This is a genomic window from Bradyrhizobium sp. AC87j1 (assembly GCF_002936975.1).
Lineage (GTDB): Bacteria > Pseudomonadota > Alphaproteobacteria > Rhizobiales > Xanthobacteraceae > Bradyrhizobium > Bradyrhizobium shewense.
Genome location: NZ_PTFE01000086.1, coordinates 14,636 through 34,851, shown reverse-complemented (window position 1 = coordinate 34,851; position 20,216 = coordinate 14,636). Strand labels below are relative to the sequence as shown.

General features: G+C 64.4%; 20 protein-coding genes. 11 read left to right on the top strand and 9 right to left on the bottom strand.

Translation table 11 applies throughout. From position 1 onward, the window contains the following. From CV770_RS31985 to flaF, 4 genes are all read left to right on the top strand, one after another. The coding region (locus CV770_RS31985; RefSeq protein ID WP_283811422.1) for a flagellin at positions 1-660 on the top strand (660 nt) is incomplete at its 5' end. A 336-nt stretch (positions 661-996) separates the two neighbouring features. After that, positions 997-3,276, top strand: coding sequence for a DUF1522 domain-containing protein (locus CV770_RS31980; RefSeq protein WP_104465188.1), 2,280 nt, complete (start codon positions 997-999; stop codon positions 3,274-3,276). Between the two features lie 218 nt (positions 3,277-3,494). Continuing rightward, positions 3,495-5,783 carry a DUF1522 domain-containing protein gene (locus tag CV770_RS31975; protein ID WP_091965424.1) on the top strand — a complete coding sequence of 763 codons (2,289 nt, stop codon included), beginning with the start codon at positions 3,495-3,497 and terminating at the stop codon, positions 5,781-5,783. A 292-nt stretch (positions 5,784-6,075) separates the two neighbouring features. Next, entirely contained in the window at positions 6,076-6,444 is a 369-nt protein-coding gene (gene flaF, locus CV770_RS31970) for a flagellar biosynthesis regulator FlaF (protein WP_008554779.1), read from the top strand. Positions 6,445-6,672: 228 nt separating this feature from the next. Here the strand turns inward: flaF and CV770_RS31965 are convergent, their stop codons facing one another. The 4 genes from CV770_RS31965 to CV770_RS31950 form a co-directional block, all read right to left on the bottom strand. Beyond that, positions 6,673-7,032, bottom strand: a complete 360-nt coding sequence (locus CV770_RS31965; protein WP_091965425.1) for a hypothetical protein — start codon at positions 7,030-7,032, stop codon at positions 6,673-6,675. 159 nt (positions 7,033-7,191) lie between these two features. Next, the gene (locus tag CV770_RS31960) at positions 7,192-7,686 is read right to left on the bottom strand and encodes a hypothetical protein (RefSeq protein ID WP_104465187.1); all 495 of its coding nucleotides are present in this window, start codon (positions 7,684-7,686) and stop codon (positions 7,192-7,194) included. An 11-nt stretch (positions 7,687-7,697) separates the two neighbouring features. After that, positions 7,698-8,066, bottom strand: a complete 369-nt coding sequence (flgJ, locus tag CV770_RS31955) for a flagellar assembly peptidoglycan hydrolase FlgJ (RefSeq protein WP_201760129.1) — start codon at positions 8,064-8,066, stop codon at positions 7,698-7,700. Continuing rightward, a complete protein-coding gene (locus tag CV770_RS31950; protein WP_091965428.1) occupies positions 8,066-9,190 on the bottom strand; it encodes a flagellar basal body P-ring protein FlgI in 1,125 nt (374 codons plus the stop codon). The genes flgJ and CV770_RS31950 overlap by 1 nt, the downstream gene beginning before the upstream one ends. A 283-nt stretch (positions 9,191-9,473) precedes the next feature. Here CV770_RS31950 and CV770_RS31945 point away from each other — a divergent pair, with 283 nt between their 5' ends. Then, positions 9,474-9,887 carry a flagellar assembly protein FliX gene (locus CV770_RS31945; RefSeq protein ID WP_091965429.1) on the top strand — a complete coding sequence of 138 codons (414 nt, stop codon included), beginning with the start codon at positions 9,474-9,476 and terminating at the stop codon, positions 9,885-9,887. 195 nt (positions 9,888-10,082) lie between these two features. Here the strand turns inward: CV770_RS31945 and CV770_RS31940 are convergent, their stop codons facing one another. Next, a complete protein-coding gene (locus tag CV770_RS31940; RefSeq protein ID WP_091965430.1) occupies positions 10,083-10,454 on the bottom strand; it encodes a winged helix-turn-helix transcriptional regulator in 372 nt (123 codons plus the stop codon). A 149-nt stretch (positions 10,455-10,603) separates the two neighbouring features. Here CV770_RS31940 and CV770_RS31935 point away from each other — a divergent pair, with 149 nt between their 5' ends. The 5 genes from CV770_RS31935 to CV770_RS31915 all read left to right on the top strand — a co-directional run bounded on the left by CV770_RS31935 (position 10,604) and on the right by CV770_RS31915 (position 15,718). Further along, positions 10,604-11,215 (top strand): NAD(P)-dependent oxidoreductase, encoded by a 612-nt coding sequence (locus CV770_RS31935; protein WP_104465185.1) that lies wholly within the window; start codon positions 10,604-10,606, stop codon positions 11,213-11,215. Between the two features lie 215 nt (positions 11,216-11,430). Beyond that, positions 11,431-11,796, top strand: coding sequence for an RNA polymerase-binding protein DksA (gene dksA, locus CV770_RS31930; protein ID WP_008554760.1), 366 nt, complete (start codon positions 11,431-11,433; stop codon positions 11,794-11,796). A gap of 261 nt (positions 11,797-12,057) precedes the next feature. Next, on the top strand, positions 12,058-12,858 hold the full coding sequence (locus CV770_RS31925) for a phytanoyl-CoA dioxygenase family protein (protein ID WP_091965432.1): 801 nt from the start codon (positions 12,058-12,060) through the stop codon (positions 12,856-12,858). Positions 12,859-13,294: 436 nt separating this feature from the next. Then, entirely contained in the window at positions 13,295-14,074 is a 780-nt protein-coding gene (locus tag CV770_RS31920; RefSeq protein ID WP_104465184.1) for a 2-keto-4-pentenoate hydratase, read from the top strand. A gap of 507 nt (positions 14,075-14,581) precedes the next feature. Further along, the gene (locus tag CV770_RS31915) at positions 14,582-15,718 is read left to right on the top strand and encodes a PcfJ domain-containing protein (RefSeq protein WP_104465183.1); all 1,137 of its coding nucleotides are present in this window, start codon (positions 14,582-14,584) and stop codon (positions 15,716-15,718) included. A gap of 134 nt (positions 15,719-15,852) precedes the next feature. On the opposite strand, the gene flgH is transcribed toward CV770_RS31915, so the two are convergent. The 4 genes from flgH to flgF are packed head-to-tail and all read right to left on the bottom strand — an operon-like array spanning position 15,853 to position 19,337. Continuing rightward, positions 15,853-16,614, bottom strand: a complete 762-nt coding sequence (gene flgH / locus CV770_RS31910) for a flagellar basal body L-ring protein FlgH (RefSeq protein WP_091965436.1) — start codon at positions 16,612-16,614, stop codon at positions 15,853-15,855. Positions 16,615-16,623: 9 nt separating this feature from the next. Then, positions 16,624-17,757 (bottom strand): flagellar basal body P-ring formation chaperone FlgA, encoded by a 1,134-nt coding sequence (flgA, locus tag CV770_RS31905; protein WP_201760128.1) that lies wholly within the window; start codon positions 17,755-17,757, stop codon positions 16,624-16,626. A 10-nt stretch (positions 17,758-17,767) separates the two neighbouring features. Continuing rightward, positions 17,768-18,556, bottom strand: coding sequence for a flagellar basal-body rod protein FlgG (gene flgG, locus CV770_RS31900; protein WP_091965437.1), 789 nt, complete (start codon positions 18,554-18,556; stop codon positions 17,768-17,770). A 16-nt stretch (positions 18,557-18,572) separates the two neighbouring features. Continuing rightward, on the bottom strand, positions 18,573-19,337 hold the full coding sequence (gene flgF / locus CV770_RS31895) for a flagellar basal-body rod protein FlgF (protein ID WP_104465181.1): 765 nt from the start codon (positions 19,335-19,337) through the stop codon (positions 18,573-18,575). Between the two features lie 377 nt (positions 19,338-19,714). Between flgF and fliL the strand changes: the two genes are divergently transcribed. Further along, positions 19,715-20,215: a flagellar basal body-associated protein FliL gene (fliL, locus tag CV770_RS31890; protein WP_018321851.1), complete on the top strand. Its 501-nt coding sequence runs from the start codon at positions 19,715-19,717 to the stop codon at positions 20,213-20,215. The last annotated feature ends 1 nt before the right edge of the window (position 20,216 follow it).

Below are 20,216 nucleotides of genomic sequence, written 5' to 3'. Positions count from 1 at the left end.
GACGCCAACGGCCTGCTGACGGTCTCGACCACCAACGACTACGCGTCCTCGACCATCGGTTCGAGCGCCGCAGGTGGTGCGATCGGCGGTACGCTGACTTCGTCGCTGACGTTCTCGACGGCTTCCAGCCCCGTCCAGGATACGGTTGCGCAGACCTCGCGTGCGAATCTCGTCAACCAGTACAACAACATCCTGAACCAGATCGACTCGACGGCGCAGGACTCCTCGTTCAACGGTGTCAACCTCTTGAACGGCGACCAGCTCAAGCTGGTGTTCGACGAAACCGCCAAGTCGAGCCTCAGCATCACCGGCGTGACCTACAACTCCAAGGGTCTTGGCCTCGCTGCGTTGACCAGCGGTGTCGACTTCATCGACAACGCTGCCACCAACAAGGTGTTGTCGAACCTGAATACGGCGTCGAGCACGCTGCGCTCGGAAGCCTCAGCTCTGGGTTCGAACCTGACGATCGTGCAGGTTCGTCAGGACTTCAACAAGAACCTGATCAACGTGCTGCAGACCGGTTCGTCCAACCTGACCCTGGCCGACACCAACGTCGAAGCGGCCAACAGCCAGGCGCTGTCGACCCGCCAGTCCATCGCGGTCTCCGCGCTGTCGCTCGCCAACCAGTCGCAGCAGAGCGTGCTGCAGCTGCTCCGCTAACAAGCGGACGACATCGCAAGACGACTACGGCGGCGGGGCTTCGGCTCCGCCGCTTTTTTTTGCGCTCGTCTTGCGCTCGTCTTGCGCTCGCAGCGTCCTGTGGAGCTTTGGAAAAGTAACCAGCGGTTATGGTTAATGGAGTGTAAGCGCAGAGAAACGCCAATGATTTCAGGCTGATTTGCCAACCCGCGCGCGGCTGTCGTTCGTTTATGGTGAATCGACGCTTATGCGGACGATGTTCGTTTCACCCTTTGTTAGCCATGTCGCGGCACGCTGGCCCCGTCACTCGATCCGAAGCGATCGAACGAAGACGCGTAAGCCAGAAGGGTAAGAGTCATGTCAGGTATTGTTCTCTCTGCGTCGGTTCGCCAGAACCTCCTCTCTCTCCAGTCCACCGCCGATCTTCTCGCCACCACACAGAACCGTCTGTCGACCGGCAAGAGCGTCAACTCGGCCCTGGACAATCCCACCAACTTCTTCACCGCACAGTCGCTCGACAACCGCGCCAGCGACATCAACAACCTGCTCGATGGCATCGCCAACGGCGTGCAGGTGCTGCAGGCGGCCAACACCGGCCTGACCTCGCTGCAGAAGCTGATCGACAGCGCGAAGTCGATCGCCAACCAGGCGCTGCAGACCACGGTCGGTTACTCCACCAAGTCCAACGTCTCCACCACGATCGCGGGTGCGACGGCGGCCGACCTGCGCGGCACGACTTCGTTCGCCAGCGCGACCGCGAGCAGCAACGTGCTGTATAACGGCACGGCCGGCGGCACCACGGCGGCGAACGGCACCACGACGCTCGGCGCCACCATCGGCACCTTCACGGGCACGGCGGGAACGGCCGGCGATGGCACCACGGCCCTGACCGGCGCCATCACCCTGATTGCGACCAACGGCACGACCGCCACCGGCCTGCTCGGCAACGCCCAGCCCGCCGACGGCGACACGCTGACCGTAAACGGCAAGACCATCACCTTCCGCTCGGGTTCTGCTCCGGCGTCGACTGCGGTTGCGTCCGGTTCAGGCGTCAGCGGTAACCTCGTCACCGACGGCAACGGCAACACCACGGTCTATCTCGGTACCGCGGGCACTCCGGCTGCGACGGTCAGCGATCTGTTGACCGCGATCGATCTCGCCAGCGGGGTCAAGACGGCATCCATCACGGCCGGTGCTGCGACGCTCGCCACCAGCTTCAACCAGACCGCTTCGAGCGTTGGTGCGGGTGCCGTCACGCTGAAGAGCTCCACGGGTGCGGATCTGAGCGTTACCGGCAAAGCCGACCTGCTCAAGGCGCTCGGTCTGACCTCGTCTTCGGGTGCAGGCAATGCCAGCTTGAACGTCAACCGGACTACGACCGCGGGCTCACTGGGTGCGACCATCGCGGATGGTTCGACGCTGAACGTCGACGGTCACGTCATCACCTTCAAGAACGCGCCGATCCCGGGTTCGACCGGTGCTCCGAGCGTTGCGAGCGGCTTCGGTGCGAACGGTGCGGTCGTCACCGACGGCAACGGCAACTCGACGGTCTATTTGCAGGGCGGCACGGTCAACGACGTGCTGAAGGCGATCGACCTTGCCACCGGCGTGCAGACCGCAACGATCAACGCCAACGGCACGGCGACGCTTGCGACCGCCACCGGCCAGTCGAACTCGACGATCAACACGTCCGGCCAGCTCAAGATCTCGACCGGCGTCAATGCCGATCTGTCGATCACCGGCACCGGCAACGCGCTCAACGTGTTCGGCCTCGCGGGCAACACCGGCAACGCAACGGCATTCTCCGCCGCCCGCACCTCCGGCATCGGCGGCATTGCCGGCAAGACCTTGACCTTCTCCTCCTTCAACGGCGGCACGGCGGTCAACGTCACCTTCGGCGACGGCACCAACGGCACGGTCAAGACGCTCGACCAACTCAACACGAAGCTCACCGCAAACAACCTCGCGGCGACGATCGACGCCAACGGCTTGCTGACCATCACCGCGTCCAACGACTACGCGTCTTCGACGCTCGGCTCGACGACCGCCGGCGGTGCGATCGGCGGCACGCTGACTTCGGCGCTCACGTTCTCGACGGCTTCCACCCCCGTCCAGGATGGCGTTGCCCAGACCGCCCGTGCGAACCTGGTGGCTCAGTACAACAACATCCTGAACCAGATCGACACGACCTCGCAGGACTCCTCGTTCAACGGCGTCAACCTCTTGAACGGCGACCAGCTCAAGCTGGTGTTCGACGAGACCGGCAAGTCGAGCCTGAACATCACCGGCGTGACCTACAACTCCAAGGGTCTGGGCCTCGCCGCCCTGACCGTGGGCGTCGACTTCATCGACAACGCCGCCGCCAACAGGGTGCTGACCAATTTGAACGCGGCGTCGAGCACGCTGCGCTCGGAAGCCTCGAGCCTCGGTTCGAACCTCTCGGTCGTGCAGATCCGTCAGGACTTCAACAAGAACCTGATCAACGTGCTGCAAACCGGCTCGTCCAACCTGACCCTGGCCGACACCAACGTCGAGGCGGCCAACAGTCAGGCGCTGTCGACCCGCCAGTCCATCGCGGTCTCCGCGCTGTCGCTGGCCAACACCTCGCAGCAGAGCGTGCTCCAGCTGCTTCGCTAATAAGCGGCTGAAATTACTAAATAAAACCGAGCGGCGGGGTCATTTGCCCCGCCGCTCTTTTTTGCGTCCGGAGGCGGGCAGGGCGTTCACCGGCGGTTAACCCTATCGATTAAACCGGCGTTAACCATACTTTAAAGGACACCTCCTAAAACTGGACAAAAGCCCGCTTTCGAGACCGCGCGGCCGATTCGTATCCGGTTCAAGAGGAAGACTCGCCAATGTCCAACATCGTTCTCTCGGCGTCCGTTCGCCAGAACCTGTTGTCGCTGCAGTCGACGGCCGACTTGCTGGCCACGACGCAGGAGCGGCTGTCGACCGGCAAGAAGGTCAATACCGCGCTCGACAATCCCACCAACTTCTTCACGGCGCAGGGGTTGGACAACCGGGCAAGCGACATCAGCAACCTGCTCGATGGCATCAACAACGGTGTCCAGGTGCTGCAGGCCGCCAACACCGGCATCACCTCGCTGCAAAAGCTGATCGACAGCGCCAAGTCGATCGCCAACCAGGCGCTGCAGACCACGGTCGGCTACTCCACTAAATCCAACGTCTCCACCACGATTCCCGGTGCGACGCCGGCCGACCTGCGCGGCACGACCTCCTATGCGAGCGCGACCGCCAAGAGCAACGTGCTCTATACCGGTGCTGCCGGCGGCACGACCCCGGTCACCGGGACTGCGGCGCTCGGCGCGTCGCTCGGCTCGAGCGCCGGCACCTTTACCGGCACGGCAGCGCTTGCCGCCGACGGCACCACCGCACTCTCCGGCACCGCCACACTGGTCGGCACCACCGCATCCACCACATTCGGGAGTGCGCCTGCGGATGGCGACACCATCACGGTGAACGGCAAGACCATCACCTTCCGCACCGGCATCGCTCCGAGCACGCAACCGACCGGCTGGGGCCTTGATGCCAGCGGACACATTGCCACCGACGGCAACGGCAATTCGATCGTCTATGAGGGAACGGCGGCTGCGCCCGGGGCGACCGTTAACGACGTCCTCACCGCGATCGACCTTGCCAGCGGCGTCAAGACCGCCACGATCAGCGCGAGCGCGGCGACCATCGCGGTCAGCGGTTCGGCGGGTCCCGTCGGTACGCTTCAGGTGGCATCGTCCATCACCGGCGGCCAGGTCACGCTGAAGAGCTCGACCGGCGCCGATCTGAGCGTGACGGGCAAGGCTGACTTCCTCAACAAGCTCGGTCTGACCGCGGCGACCGGCGCAGGCAATGCCGCCGTGACCGCGAACCGGTCGACAACCGCCGGCTCGCTCGGCTCTCTCGTTCAGGACGGCTCGACCCTGAACATCGATGGACACACCATCACCTTCAAGAACGCGCAGACGCCGCAATCGGCGGCAAGCGTCACGTCGGGTGGCGTCAGCGGCAACATCGTCACCGACGGCAACGGCAACTCGACGGTCTATATCCAGAGCGCGACGCTGACCGACCTGCTCAACGCGGTCGACCTCGCCACTGGCGTCAAGACCGCGAGCATCTTCAACGGCGCGGCGGCGCTGTCGACCACCGCGGGCCAGATCCCGTCGTCGGTCAACAGCAGCGGTCAGCTTGCGCTCTCCACCGGCATCAATGCCGATCTCTCGATCACCGGCACGGGCAACGCGCTCAGCGCGTTCGGCCTCAGCGGCAATACGGGAACGGCGACCGCCTTCACCGCGGCGCGAACCTCCGGTGTTGGCGGTGTCAGCGGCAAGACTCTGACCTTCTCCTCCTTCAACGGCGGTACGCCGGTGAACGTCACCTTCGGCGACGGCACCAACGGCACGGTCAAGACGCTCGATCAGCTCAATGTGCAGCTGCAGGCCAACCACCTGACGGCGACGATCGACGCCAACGGCGTGCTGACGGTCACCACCGTCAACGAATACGCCTCCTCGACCCTTGGCTCGACTGCCGCGGGCGGCGCGGTCGGTGGTACGCTCACCGGCGTGCTCGCCTTCACCACCGCGCAGCCGCCGGTTCAGGATCCCGTCGCGCAGACGGCGCGTTCGAGCCTGGTCAGCCAGTTCAACAACATCCTGGCGCAGATCGACACGACGTCGCAGGACTCGTCCTTCAACGGCATCAACCTGCTCAACGGCGATACGCTGAAGCTGGTCTTCAACGAAACCGGCAGCTCCACGCTCGGCATCAACGGCGTCGTGTTCAACGCGGCCGGCCTCGGCCTCAGCAATCTCGTTCCTGGCACGGACTTCATCGACAACGGTGCCACCAACAAGGTGCTGGCCAGCCTGAATGCCGCCTCGAGCAGGCTGCGCTCGGAAGGGTCCTCGCTCGGTTCGAACCTCTCGATCGTGCAGGTGCGTCAGGACTTCTCCAAGAACCTGATCAACGTGCTGCAGACCGGCTCGTCCAACCTGACGCTCGCCGACACCAACGAGGAAGCGGCCAACAGCCAGGCGCTGTCGACCCGCCAGTCCATCGCGGTCTCCGCGCTGTCGCTGGCCAACCAGTCGCAACAGAGCGTGCTGCAGCTGCTCCGCTAATCTCGCAGCGCAAGATCGCCATACGATATATCGCGGCGGGGCTAACGCTCCGCCGTTCTTTTGAGGGAGACCGCTAAGACAAGATTAGCTGAGATCGACACGCATCACGCGAGCGAGTTTACATCGTGCGTGCGTGGATCTAGCGTTGCGCTGACGAAGAGCTCCGCGACCCGTAATTATCCGGAGTGCTTCCAAGCACACATGTAAGCAAATCTTAAGCGGTGCTGCCTAGGGTTGGGAAAGAAATCCTTAAGCGCGTCCAACGCGCTAGGTAACCTCCAGGGTGTGATTGATGTCGAATTCCGCTGCCTCGGCTTACGCGCGCGTTGCAACGACCACTGCATCTCCTCGCGACATCGAGGCGCAGACCCTGCTCAAGGCCGCGAACAAGCTCCAGGATGCGGTGAACAACGCCGATCCGCTCAGCGAGCAGACCATGCAGGCGCTGATGTTCAACCGCAAGCTCTGGACCATCTTCCTGAGCGAGGCGATGCGCGACAACAATCCGCAGCCGATCGACGTCCGGCAGAAGATCGCCAACATCAGCGTGTTCGTGCTGAGCCAGACCGCCGCGCTGCAGATGAGCCCGCAGTTCGATCACTTCCGTCCGCTGATCGAGATCAACCGCAATATCGCTGCGGGCCTGTCCGGACGGCCGTGACGAGGACTCGTGATGGTCGGCGTCGCGAGCATCTTTCGCGCACGCGCATAGATCGAACGTTCTAGCGAGTGCCTCGGGCCAGCCGCCGTCACAGCGGCGGCATCTCACAATGTGAGCAGGTGCTGATCAACGCCCCGTCGCTTCGCTTCGGCAATACGACGCTCACGCGCCGGTCAGGCGCAGACCAGGAACATCGTCGCCGATCCCGCCACGCTCAATACGCGATCGTCAGGCGCTGACGTCGGTGCTGAGCGGACGCGAGGGCTCGGACTTCATATCCATTGCATGGAAATAGGCCCGCCGGCGCAGCATCGCTTCGTCGGGGAACTGGTTGACCACCGCGTCGGTCCTGTCGTTGACGACCTGAAAGACGAAGGATGCGGCCGCCTGGTCGAATACGACCTGGCGCGAGACGTTCTCGTGGTTCGGCAGATCGTTGCGCACAGGTGCGCTCGTATCCGCCGCGGCGACCGTCTGGTTCACCGGAAGATCGGTTTGCACAGCCTCGTTCGCCGCCGCATTGGACGTCGTTACGATCTGCACGGGTGCCGGGATCCCCACCGGCCTGATGCTGAAATCTGTACTCATGGCAGCCTCCTGGTTGCCTAACGTGAGTCAAATCCCAACCCCTCTAATAACGCAACCATGGAACACCAGGACTGAAGACCCGGTAAGGAAACGTGACTAACCGCGCGACGATTTCGCCGCGCGGTTTTTCGTAAAATTGTCGCTTGTTTTTGTGCGCGCTCAGAGCGAGCGGCTGACCGCGAGCGGCGTGATGTGACGCGGGCCCGGAGCTGCGCGGCGACCTGCGGCCGTATAGGTGTTCGGCACGTTGCGCTTCTGGATCTCGGCATTGACGCCGCGCACGACGCTTTCGGAGACCGCGTGCGCGGTCGCGAGCACAGTGAGATTGACCTGGAGCATCGCGCGGAATGCATCGTGATGGCGGTGCAGCGTCGAGAGCAGCTCCGGCGCGGATTTCGCGAGCTGCGCCTGGTTCGCCTTCAACTGGCTGACGGCGCCGACATAGTTTCGCGACAGCTCCTGCTTCTTGCTCTCGAGCATCATCGCCTCCCGAACCTGGCCGGCGCGGACGAGCTCGGTCTCGCGCTCGATCAGTCCGAGCAGGGCGCTCATCGCGTCCATCAGGTCTTCGGCGAGCTTGCGCGCCTCGGCGCTGCCGGGCGCGGTGTTCGGGCGCTGTTGCATCGGCTGACGTGAGGCGTTGAAATGGTTCATCTCGTTTGACCTTATGCCGTGCGGATCGTTTTCGCCTGCTGCATGATGAGGGTGCGGTAGACTTCGGTGGCGACGCCGACGCCGCCGGCCTTGGCGAAGTTCTTGGAATATTGCTCGGTCAGCATCGAGCGCCACACGCCGGTGCCGGGCGTGTCGCCGAACGGGCCTTCGCCTTTCAGGCCCGAGGTCATCTGTGAGAACATGCTGTTGAGGAACATCGCCTCGAAATCGGTGGCGGTCTTCTGCGCCCTGGCCTGCTGCTTCGGCGAGACCTTTTGTAGCGCCGCAGCGAGCTCGAAATCGGGCCGGCCGTTGCGGCTCTCGACCGAGAAAGCCGAGGAGGTGGCGAGGCGAGGGGTGTTGATCGTGCTGGTCTGCATCACATCACCTCGATGTCGGCTTCGATCGCACCGGCGGCCTTGATCGCCTGGAGGATGCTGATCATGTCGCGCGGACCGATGCCGAGGCCGTTGAGGCCGTCGACGAGCTGCTGGAGCGAGACGCCGTCCTTGACGACGGCCAACTTCTTGCCGTCCTCCGTGACGGTGACGCTGCTGCGCGGCGCGACCACGGTGCGGCCGCGCGACAGCGGGTTGGGCTGGCTCACCTGCGGGCTCTCGGAGATGGTCACGGTGAGGTTGCCCTGCGCGACCGCGACGGTGGCGACGCGGACGTCGCGCCCCATCACGATGATGCCGCTGCGTTCGTCGATGATGATCTTGGCGGCGAGATCCGGGTCGACCTGGAGCTGCTCGATCTCGGTGAGAAAGGCGACGACGTTGCCCTTGAACTCGGGCGGGACAGAAAGCTGCACCGTCGAGGGATCGATCGGTTCGGCGGTCTTGACGCCGAGATAGTCGTTGACCGCAGCCGCGATCCGTTTGGCGGTGGTGAAATCGGCGTTGCGCAGCGCCAGGCGCACGTTAGGCAGCCGATTGAGCGCGAACTCGATCTCGCGTTCGATGATGGCGCCGTTGGCGATGCGTCCCACGGTCGGAACGCCGCGCACGATCTTGGCCGCCTCGCCCTCGGCCTGGAAGCCGGAGATCGCGAGCGAGCCCTGCGCCACCGCGTAGACATTGCCGTCGGCACCTAACAGGGGGGTGACGAGCAAAGTGCCGCCCTGGAGGTTCTTGGCATCGCCGAGCGCGGAGACGGTGACGTCCATGCGCGTGCCCTGGGTGGCGAAGGCCGGCAGGTTGCCGGTCACCATCACGGCTGCGACGTTGCCGGTGCGGATGGTGGCGCCGCGGATGTTGACGCCCATGCGCTCGAGCATTGCCTGCAGCGACTGCTTGGTGAAGGGGATGTTGTTGAGCGTGTCGCCGGTGCCGTTGAGGCCGACGACGAGACCGTAACCGATGAGCTGGTTCTGCCGCACGCCTTCGATATTGGCGAGGTCCTTGATGCGCGAGGTCGCAGCCGCCGGCGCGAGCGACAGCATCAGCGCCGACAGCGCCGCGCAGGCCACCCCAACAATCCTCACCCAACGAACGCTTGGCATCCTCTGCTCCCCAAGGATCCTCAAAAGGCTCCTCAAATCGGAAGGACCTGCACGACACTCCCATGACGAGCTGGTCCGGCGCTGTCCTTGCGAGGGCTGTGCCAACCCGGGCGGCGGGGATAGGCCGCTGAATAGGTTGAATAAATCTGTTTCGAGCGGTGTCAGCGGGCGTTGTCCCTGAGGAGCGAAACTGCCGCCTGTCGGCAGATTTTGCCGGGCCGTTTACGCGCCGTTAACCATAAGACGGCGAAGGTGACGGCATTGATCACCCGGATTCCTTCCGATGCGCATCTACGGACCGAACGGCACGACGCTTGGAACGCCGGCCAGCCAGGCCAGGCGGACCGGCTCCGGCACCTTCGTGCTGCCCGACACCTCGTCGGCGCAGGAGACCCGGAGCGCTGCCGCACCAAAGGCCGCCACCAATATCGACGGGCTGCTCGCGCTGCAGGGCGTCGAGGAGGATCCGGTCGAGCGCCGCAAGCGCTCGGTCGTCCGCGGCAGGACCGCGCTCGACGTGCTCGACGATCTCAAGATGGGGCTCCTGGCCGGCAATCTCGACGCCTCGACCGTGATGCGCCTGCGCGATGCTGCGGCGAACCTGAAATCATCCTCCGGCGATCCCGGTCTCGATGCGGTGCTCTCCGAGATCGAGCTGCGCGTCGAGGTCGAGCTCGCCAAGGCCGGACGGGCTTAATCGTCATCCGTCACCCTGAGGCGGCCGCTTCTTCAGCGGCCCTCGAAGGGCGACGGCCCCGCTGATGCATCTCGGCCGCTCATTGTTCGAGGCTCTCCATGGGACGCGTGGCGTCCCATGCCTCGCGCCTCCAGCGACAACGGCTTCGCCGTTGCGCGGGGATGACGGGTTGGCCACCAGCCTGCTTGGCACCCTTTACGCCGCTTCCTCCTTCTGCTGCGTGTCGTAGCGGCGCTGGGCGGCGAGAACGTCTTTCAGATTCTGCTCGGCCCAATCGCGCAGCGGATCGACTGCGCCGGCGAGCGTCAGCCCGAGCTGCGTGATCGAATACTCCACCGTGACGGGAACGGTCGCGATGGCATGCCGCCTGATCAGGCCGTCGCGTTCGAGCGATTTGAGAACCTGGCTCAGCATCTTCTGCGAAATTCCTTCGATCGTGCGGCGCAACTGATTGAAGCGCATCGGCTCCTCGCGCAGCAGCAGCAGGATCAGCACCGCCCATTTGTCGCCGATGCGATCGAGAATCTGGCGGGTGGGGCAGTTCGCTGCATAGACGTCGGGTTTCATCGTCGGTCCTCGGAATCCGTTTTCGTCGCTCGCGGTGCGCGTGGCGGTTACCCTTGCGTAATCAGGTAAGCACAAAGTGCTCTCTTAACACCAGCATTCTTTGCGATATCTAGTCACTTCAAGTTACTACAGAAGCAAAGGAGCCTTCCATGAAAATCGCAGTTGCCGGCGCCTCGGGTCGGGCCGGGTCGGAGATCACCAAGGAACTGTCCCGCCGCGGCCATGCGGTCACGGCCATCGCCCGGAACCCCGAGAAGATCGCGGCCCTGCCGAACGTCACGCCGACCAAGGGGGACGTGCTCGACCAGGCGGGGCTTGCCAAGCTGTGGGCCGGGCACGACGTCGCCGTGAGTTCCGTGCACTTCCTGGCCAGCGATGCGCGGAAGCTGATCGGCGCGGCGAAGGACGCCAGGGTTGGTCGTTACCTCGTCGTCGGCGGCGCCGGCAGCCTCGACGTCGCGCCGGGCGTGAAACTGGTCACGACTCCCAATTTTCCGGCCCAATACAAGGCGGAAGCGGAGGCGGGCTCGGTCTTCCTCGACCTGCTGCGGCAGGAAAAGGAGCTGAAATGGACCTTCATTTCGCCGTCGGCCCTGTTCGTCGAGGGGGAACGCACGGGCAAGTTCCGCCTCGGCACCGACCAGCTTCTCGCAGATGCGAACGGCAAGAGCTGGATCAGCTTCGCCGACTACGCCATTGCGCTCGCCGACGAGATCGAGCGGCCGGCCCATCTGCGGCAGCGTTTCACGGTCGGTTACTAGGCTTTCGGCCGCTCCCGGGCCCTCCAGGATAAACCTTCCTGTGCAAGGGCTTGGGGGCGCCAGCCGGGGCTTCAGGGAAATATTGTCTGTCACAGGAGGCCACTATATAAGGCCCGGCTCAACGGACCCTGTTTCCGTTGCGAGTCGTTGCTTAGACAGATAGGCCGCCCTTGGAAAAGTTGAAAAACTACCGACCGACCGAAAAAGAGCCTTTCATGAATGACCGGCAGAAGGAGTACTTCCGTTTGAAGCTCCTCGCCTGGAAGGATGAGATCCTCAAAGAGTCCAAGCTCACCCTGCAAGCCCTGCAGGAGGAGAACGTGAACCACCCCGATCTCGCCGATCGGGCATCGTCCGAAACCGACCGTGCCATCGAGCTCCGTGCCCGCGACCGCCAGCGCAAGTTGATCGCCAAGATCGACGCCGCGCTCCAGCGGATCGAGGACAACACCTACGGCTATTGCGAGGACACCGGCGAGCCAATTTCTTTGAAGCGGCTCGAGGCCCGGCCCATCGCGACGCTCTCGGTGGAGGCGCAGGAGCGCCACGAGAAGCGCGAGAAGGTCTATCGCGACGAATAGAGCCCGAGCCGCCGCGTGCGGCTCTTTTGTTTTTGGCTCACGGCGTCGCTTGAACGCCGCTGGTTCGGCGCGTAGATTCGCGCCGTCATGATGATTTGCACTCTCAACATCGCATCGGTCTTCTTCCTGGGCTGAGCGCAGGCGCCTCCGCCGCGGAGGCATTGCGTCCCGCAAGTTCGACTTGCGGTTTCCCAACCGATTGAGCCAGCCGGTTCCGCAGTGAGCGGACGATGAGGGCTGGCGAGCCTTTGAGAGATCATCATGACTGCCAATCCGCGCGCGTTTGACGACGCGCAAATAGCCCAATTCATCCGCGACGGCTTTGTCCGGATCGACAATGCTTTCCCCCGTGAGCTCGCCGAGGCCGCCCGCGCCATCATCTGGCGCGATCTGCCATGCAGCGAGCACGACCCCGCGAGCTGGACCCGACCCGTGGTGCGGCTGCCCTATTATGGCGGTCCGCCGTTCCGGGATGCCATCAACACCGCCGTGCTCCATGCCGCCTTCGACCAGATCGTCGGGCAGGGGCGATGGCGGCCGCGAGGCGACATCGGCACCTTTCCGGTGCGGTTTCCGCATCCGGACGATCCGGGCGACGACGGCTGGCATGTCGATCTCAGCTTTCCCGGCGAGGCCAGCAACCCGAACGAGATGCAGGATTTCTCGGCCTGGCGCGTCAACATCACCTCGCGGGGGCGGGCGCTGCTGCTGCTGTTCCTGTTCTCCGATGTCGGTGACGACGATGCGCCGACGCGGATCCGGGTCGGCTCGCATCTGCCGATGGCGCGTTACCTGGCGCCAGCCGGCGATGCGGGGCGGGCGCACATGATGCTGGAGCAGATGGGGGCCGATTGTCCGGTGGCGCTCGCGACGGGTGCGGCCGGCACGGTCTATCTCTGTCATCCCTTCCTGGTTCATGCCGCGCAGAAGCATCGGGGAACGCGACCGCGCTTCCTGGCGCAACCACCGCTGCATCTCGCCGAGCCGTACCGGCTGGAGCGGAGCGAGGGCGACTACTCGCCGGTCGAGGTCGCCATCCGCCTCGCGCTTGGACGCATTTGACGGAAGCGAAGTCACTGCACGCGGCGTTGTGGCGGGTTCCTGCGCCACAACGCCGCTGTCGTCCGATGCCAATTGCCGGGATCGCGAAAAATGAATCGCGATCAATGGGCTAGAGTCGAATCCTGCATGCTCACGTGAGTTCGCATGAGAAAAAGCCTTCACTTCAGGTGCGGGAAGTTTTGCGAGTCGCATCAAGGAGATCGACCGGCATCTTGAGACGGCGGCGCAGCGGCTTCACGCATCGCTGCAATCAGGGTCTCGTTCCGCGCGGGGCGGGTGGGCCTGGCGCGTGGCTCCATAAAGACCGGACCAACTCAATATTTCCTTAAGCGGCGGGAGCCCCCCGTATTCGGCCCGGCCGAGCGCAGCGCTTGTCAGGCGCGGACGGGGATGCTGAACTGAGCGGCAATGTTGCGTAGCGTGGGAGGCGGCGCCGATGGATAAGATTCTCGAAGCCGCAAAGGCGATCGCGCTGGCGCGCCGCAACCATGCGCCGCTCGCGGCGCTGGAGCGTCCCCCCATGGATGAGGCCGAGGGCTACCAGGTCCAGCGTGCGGTGCACGATCTGCTGCTGCCGCATCTCGGGCCGCTGGTCGGCTACAAGATCGGCTGCACCAGCCAGGTGATGCAGGACTATATCGGCATTCCGCATCCCTGCGGCGGCGGCGTGTTCCAGAAGGGCGTACACGACAGCGGCGCCAAGCTCGCCGCCTCCAACTATGTCCGGGTCGGGGTCGAATGCGAGATCGCGGTGCGGCTGAAGCGCGATTTGGCCGCCGGCGAGGCGCCGTTCACGGCCGAATGGGTCGGCGAGGCGGTCGAGGCCTATCATCCCGCGATCGAGATCGTCGACGACCGCTACGTGAAGTGGGAGGCGATGGGTGCCCCGACGCTGATCGCCGACGATTTCTTCGCAGCCGGCTGCGTGCTGGCTCCGGCGGTTCCGCGCTCGTCGGTGCCGGACCTGAAGGCGGTCAAGGGCCGCGCCATCCTCAACGGCGAGGAGGTCAGCCACGGCACCGGCGCCGACGTGCTCGGTCATCCCCACAACGCGCTCGCCTGGCTCGCCAACCATCTCGCCGCCGAAGGCAAGAGTCTTCACGCGGGACAGCTCGTGCTCACCGGCAGCCTGGTCAAGACGCTGTGGCTGAAGGCCGGCGACAAGGTGCGGATGGAACTGGACGGGCTGGGGACGGTGGAGGTGAAGTTTACCTGAGAGGCACCGGTAGTCCCCGCAGTCATTCCCCGCGAAGGCGGGGAATCCAGTACGCCGCGCTGCACCAGTACAATCACGAATATCTCGGAGTACTGGATCGTCCGCCTTCGCGGACGATGACAGAGGGGGTGGCTTGAATGCTGTACCCTCATCCACGTCATTGCGAGCGAAGCGAAGCAATCCAGAATCTTTCCGCGGTGACAGTCTGGATTGCTTCGCTTCCGTCTTCGCTCTTTGAGCTTTGGCGGACAAGCCGCTCGCAAGGACGGCATGCGGCGAGAGCGTTGCCAAAATGTCGCGAGCCTCTATCGTGATGTGCAGTTTCTGACTCCATCCGACAGAGACATCTTGCGCCCGCCGGCGATCGGGTCTATGAGCCCCGTCCCATTCAACCTGCGCGTTCAACAATGAGGAGACCAGCCGTGAACAGTCTGTGGCGATCGACACGCTCCGTGCCGACGCTCTCGCTGCGTCCGGCTGACAGTCACCCAATCATGTTGAACGACAATGGCACATTCATTGATTCAGCGCCGGCGGGAGGCCGAGCGCGCGCGGGTTGAAGCCTACGAGCTGTCGCTGCGGCATGTGTCGCAGCGGACGCGTCCTCCACCGGATTTCGAGACCGCGATCTACGACGCCAGGCGTGGCTTCGAGGCCGACATCGTGCGCGATGCCGAGGCCTGGAAGCCGCGGATGAAGACTCGCGATGCCGCGCGTCTTCGTCTTGCCGCGGCTCGCTATCTCTTTGCGCGTTATCCTGTCGCAGAACATCTGGAGCATATCTGGATCGACGGCGCGGGACTGGGCGCCGGCGAGATCCATTTGCGCAAGCGCTGGTACATCGCGGCGGCCGGCGGCGGTTCGCTCTACGCTGCCGGTGCGGCCGAATGGCTGTCTCGCAAGGAGGTCCATGCGTTCCTCAATCCTTTGGGGAGCGTTGGCTTCGAGGCTGCGGTCTGGCAGGCCATCGCGCGATCCTATGCGAACGATCCCGCCGTTGCGATGCGGATCGCGCGCACCAGGATCACGCAGACGCCGCGCGCTCAGCATCGCTTCTGGCGAGATGTGGTGCGCTTCTTCTGCGCGCATCCCACCACGGTCGAGGACATGGATGACTTCCACGATTACCTCGCTGATTGCCACCGGCGTGATCCGGAGTACACCCCTAAGGGGCGTTCACTGATCTCGCTTGGTCGGCAGATGCGCGATTGGCATCGCGATCTCGATGCGATCGCTCGTATCGAGGCCGCACGCCGTCGCGCCGAGGCTGCGCGAAACCGTGCGCGTGGGCTGGCAGCAAGCCCCGAGCAGATCGAGGACCGTTGGCTCGGTGTAGCGATCGCGGGGGCCAAGCGTGAGGAGTACGTTGTGGTCCAGTTGCGGACCGCAGCCGCTCTCGTGGCTGAGACGCGGGGTATGCGTCACTGCGTCGCCACTTACGCGACAAAGTGCATTGCCGGGCATGCGTCGATCTGGTCGCTCCGTCGCCGTGCCTCGGGCGATGTCCAGCGGCTGCTGACCATCGAGCTGGATACCCGTTCCCGGGCGGTTCAGGTTCGCGGGTTTGCAAACCGTCCGCCGCTAGCGGAGGAGAGCAAGATCCTGGAGCGGTGGGCGCAAGCACGCGGGATCATGCTGCTGTGAGAGTTGCCTGCGCCGCTTTCCGCGGCGCAGGCAAAATACATGCGGCCCTCGCCAGGGGAGCTAGCGAGGGCCGCGTAGTACATCGTCGTTCGCGCCTTAAGTTCGCGAACACGATGTGGGAGCTCGGGAGAGACTTAGAAGGGCAGCAGCACGTCCATCACTTGCTGGCCGTAGCGCGGCTGCTGCACGTCCGTGATCTGGCCGCGGCCGCCATAGGCGATGCGGGCCTGCGCGATCTTGCTGGAATCGATGGTGTTGTCGCTCTGGATGTCTTCGGGGCGGACGATGCCGGCGACCACGAGCTCGCGGATCTCGTAGTTGACGCGAATCTCCTGCTTGCCTTCGACCACGAGATTGCCGTTCGGCAGCACCTGGGTGACGACCGCAGCGACGTTGGTCTGCAACGCTTCCTGGCGATTGACCGAGCCCTTGCCGTCGGCTGAGGAGGTGGAGTCTGTGGTCAGGATGCGGCCGGGCAGGATCTTCAGTGGCTGCGTGACCGTCTGGCTGCCGATAAAATCGGTAATCCCCGAATCTTCCTTCGCGGTTCGGCTGCGCTGGGTCTCGTTGGCGATGTTGGCCTTGTCGGTGAAGTTGACGGTCACCGTGAGGAGGTCGCCGACCTGGCGGGCGCGCTGGTCCTTAAAGAAGGCGCGGCTGCCGTTGCGCCACAGCGAGTTCGGATTGTAGGAGGCGACCTCCGGCTTCGGCATCGGCATCTGCACCGGCTTGTAGCCAGGCTGCGTCGTCGGATTGTCGATCGCGGACAATTTCGGCTGCTCGCCGATCTGCGACAGGCGGTCGATCGAGGAGCAACCGCCCAGCGCGCAACTGGCCAGCAGCAGGGCAGAGATCGCGATGCGACGAAGACGGTAAGCCGAACTGAAAGCGGACATGACGAACTCTTACTTGGCTTGAGCTTGCGAGACGCGAGCTTGCGGGATCTGGGCTTCTGCGATCTGGGCCGGCGAGGCGGGGGCCTGCACCAGGTTCCGGACGAGGGCTGCGGTGTCGACGGGGGCGGGCGCCTCATCACGCTTGAGCGAGGAGGTCTGCTCGACCGCGGGCGCCATCGGTGCGGATTGGCTTGCGCCCTGGATCGTCACCTGGCCGCGGCCGGTGACGACGCCGGTCAGCGTCCGCTTGGATTGCACATTGAGCACGCTGACGGTGTCGCCTTCGGCGCCGCTCTCGATCGCCTTGCCGCGCGAGGTGAGATAGAGGCCGGGCACCTGGTAGATGATTGTGACGTTCTGATCACGCACCACGAAGTCGGGCTTGACGATGTCGGCGGCACGGAGCGGGGTGCCCGCGCGCATCGGCCGGCGCAGCTGCATGCCGACGCTGCGGTCGCGCGAAGCGGGCTCGCCGGTGACCTCGGCCTTCGGCCGGCGTTCCAGTGCGACGTCGGAAGACTTCAGGAGATCGAGACGCTCGATGTCGCGCGTCAGCACGGCCACTTCCACCGTCTCGATCGCGGTCCCGGTGAAGCGCAGCTTGGTCGGGGTCGGATTGCTGTCGTTGGCAATCTCGAAGGCGATGTCGAACCGGCCGCTGCGGGCGTCGTAGCGGGTCGCGACCGGCTGCAGCGTGCCGGAGTTGGAGGCGTCCAGCCGCATCTCGGCGACGCCGCGGTCGAGCGTGACGGTGATGTTGGCTGCGTCCCCGAGGCCGAAGCGGCGCTCGAGCGCCGAGGCGACCGCGGTTTCGAGATCCTTGTTCGCGAGCGTGCGGGCGAGGCGGGTGACCTGGACCTCCTTGAGGTCGCCGGTCATCACGCCGATCACCTGCTTGGCGCGGAGCACCGACAACACCTGCGCGACCGTCAGCGTGCCGGTGGTGCCGAGATCGGGCGAGCGGTAGACCGGGATCAGCGCGGCCGATCCGGCATTGTCGATGAGATCGCCGACCCGCACCACGTCCGAGGTCACGGTGACGCTCGCGCGCAGCATCGGCGAGGCGATGAAGTCGTCCGCGGCCGCTGCCGGCAGGGCCAGCGCGAGCAGGGCGGAGATTGTGGCGAGGGTGGTGCGGATCATCGTCATCACCTCAGCGGAACAGCGCCGTGGTCGATTGCATCATCTGGTCGGCGGCGCTGATCACCTTGGCGTTCATCTCGTAGGCGCGCTGGGCGGCGATCAGGTCGCTCATCTCCGAGACGACGTCGACGTTGGCCTGCTCGAGGCTGCCCTGGGTGATCTTGCCGTAGCCCTCGGAGTTCGCGGTGCCGTCCTGCGGCGGGCCGGACGACGGGGTCTCGGTGAATTGGTTGCTGCCGACCGGCTGCAGGCCCGCCTTGTTGATGAAGCGGGTCACGCCGATCTGGCCGACGATCGAGGAGGTCGACGAGCCCGGCAGCGTCACCGAGACCTGGCCCTGCTCGCTCACGCTGATGCCGGAGGCGTTGTTCGGGATCGTGATGGTCGGCTGCACCGGGTTGCCCTGGGCGGTGACGACACGGCCCTGATTGTCCATCTGGAAGGTGCCGTCGCGGGTGTACTGGTAGGTGCCGTCGGGCATCAGGATCTTGAAGAAGCCCTCGCCAGACATCGCGAGGTCGAGATCGTTGCCGGTCTGCGACAGCGTGCCCTGCGTCATGCTGCGCGGGGTGCCGACGGTCTTGACGCCGCCGCCGATGTCGACGCCGACGGGCAGGATGGTGCCCTGGTCCGAGGCCTGCGCGCCGACGCGGCGGACGTGCTCGTAGATCAGGTCCTGGAACGCCGCGGTCTGCTTCTTGAAGCCGGTGGTGCGCAGGTTGGCGATGTTGTTGGAGATCACCTGAACGTTGAGTTCCTGTGCCGCCATTCCGGTCGCTGCGGTGTGAAGCGCCTGCATGTCAGTTCTCCCTCAATCAGGCCGGAACGTCGGCGAGCTTCTCGATCGCCGATTTGTGGAGGTCGCTCTGCTGCTGGAGCAGATTGGCGATGGCGGTGTAGCTGCGCATGACTTCGACCATGCGGGTCATCTCGCCGACCGAATTCACGTTCGACTTCTCGACATAGCCCTGGCGCACGCTGCTGGATTTGGCATCGGGCTGCTGGGTGGCGGAGCCGGCAGCATAGAGATTGGCGCCGAGCTTGGTCAGCTTGGTCGGATCGTCGAACGAGGCCATGCGGATCTTGCCGCGGATCGAGTCGGTCTTGGCGGTGCCCTCGAGCACCGTGATGGTGCCGTCGGGCGCGACGTTGATGTCGTGATCGGTCGGCTGGAAGGTGATCGGGCCGCCGGTGCCGAGCACCAGATTGCCGTCCGGGGTGACGAGCTGGCCGGTCGAGTTGAGCGAGAACTTGCCGTCGCGGGTGAACATCTCGCCGCCATTGGCCTGCACCGCGAAATAAGCGTTGCCGTCGATCGCCATGTCGAGCGGGTTGTTGGTCGGCTCCATCGGCCCCTGGCCGATGTCGCGGTAGGTGCCGCGGTCCTGCACATAGGAGACACGGCGGTCCGCGCCGATGAAATTGTCCTCACGCGCGTTCGAGTTGAGGTACTCCTCGAACAGCGAATGGTCGGCCTTGAAGCCGTTGGTGTTGGCATTGGCGACGTTGTTGGCGATGACATCCATCTGCCGTTCCAACGTCATCTGCCGTGACAAGCCGATCAGAAGCGCGTTCTGCATCGGAAATCTCCCCTGAGCGGATCTGCCATTTCGCTCTCCCAAGCGCCTTGGCGGACCCCGTGAACGAGACCGTCGGGTTCTCCCAAACCGTCGGGTCTCGGCCCTTTCTCAGCGAAAGCCGTGCCAACCTGGAAAGCTTCGTAATTTCAGTGGCTTGTCGATTTTTAAGGGGCGCAGGAGGGCGGCAGAAAGGTTCTGTTAGCCATGTCTGCCCGGCAGATTTTTCCTAGTGGACGCCCAATCGAAAGATTCCGTTAACCATTATTACCGTAGCGTTTGCCATGAAGAGGAGCGCATTGCGCCGGGGCATTTGTATCGCGTCCTTGTCTTAAGGCTTCGCTCTTTCGACCCCTTTGAGAGATCCGGGCGCGGCGACCATGGCAGAGAATGAAGCGGAAGGCGGCGCGGCCGCTGAAGGCGCGGAAGCCGCTCCGCCGAAGAACAAGCTGAAGCTCATCATCATGGCCGTCGGCCTGCTCGCCGTGCTCGGCGGCGGTGCTGCGACCTGGTTCTTCTTCTTCCGGCACGGCGACGACGAGCATCATGCCGAGGCCGCGCCTCCGCCGAAGCCGCCGTCCTTTGTCGACGTCCCCGACATCATGGTCAACCTGGCCGGCGCGCCCGGCGAGCGCGTGCAATATCTGCGGCTGAAGATCGTGCTGGAGCTGAAGGAAGAGAAGCAGATCGAGGCGATCAAGCCGACGATGCCGCGCGTCACCGACATCTTCCAGACCTATGTGCGCGAGTTGCGCCCCTCCGACCTCAACGGGTCCGCCGGCATCTTCCGCCTCAAGGAGGAGCTGACCAAGCGCGTCAACGCGGCGGTCGCTCCGGTCCAGGTCAGCGCGGTGCTGTTCAAGGAAGTCGTGATCCAGTGAG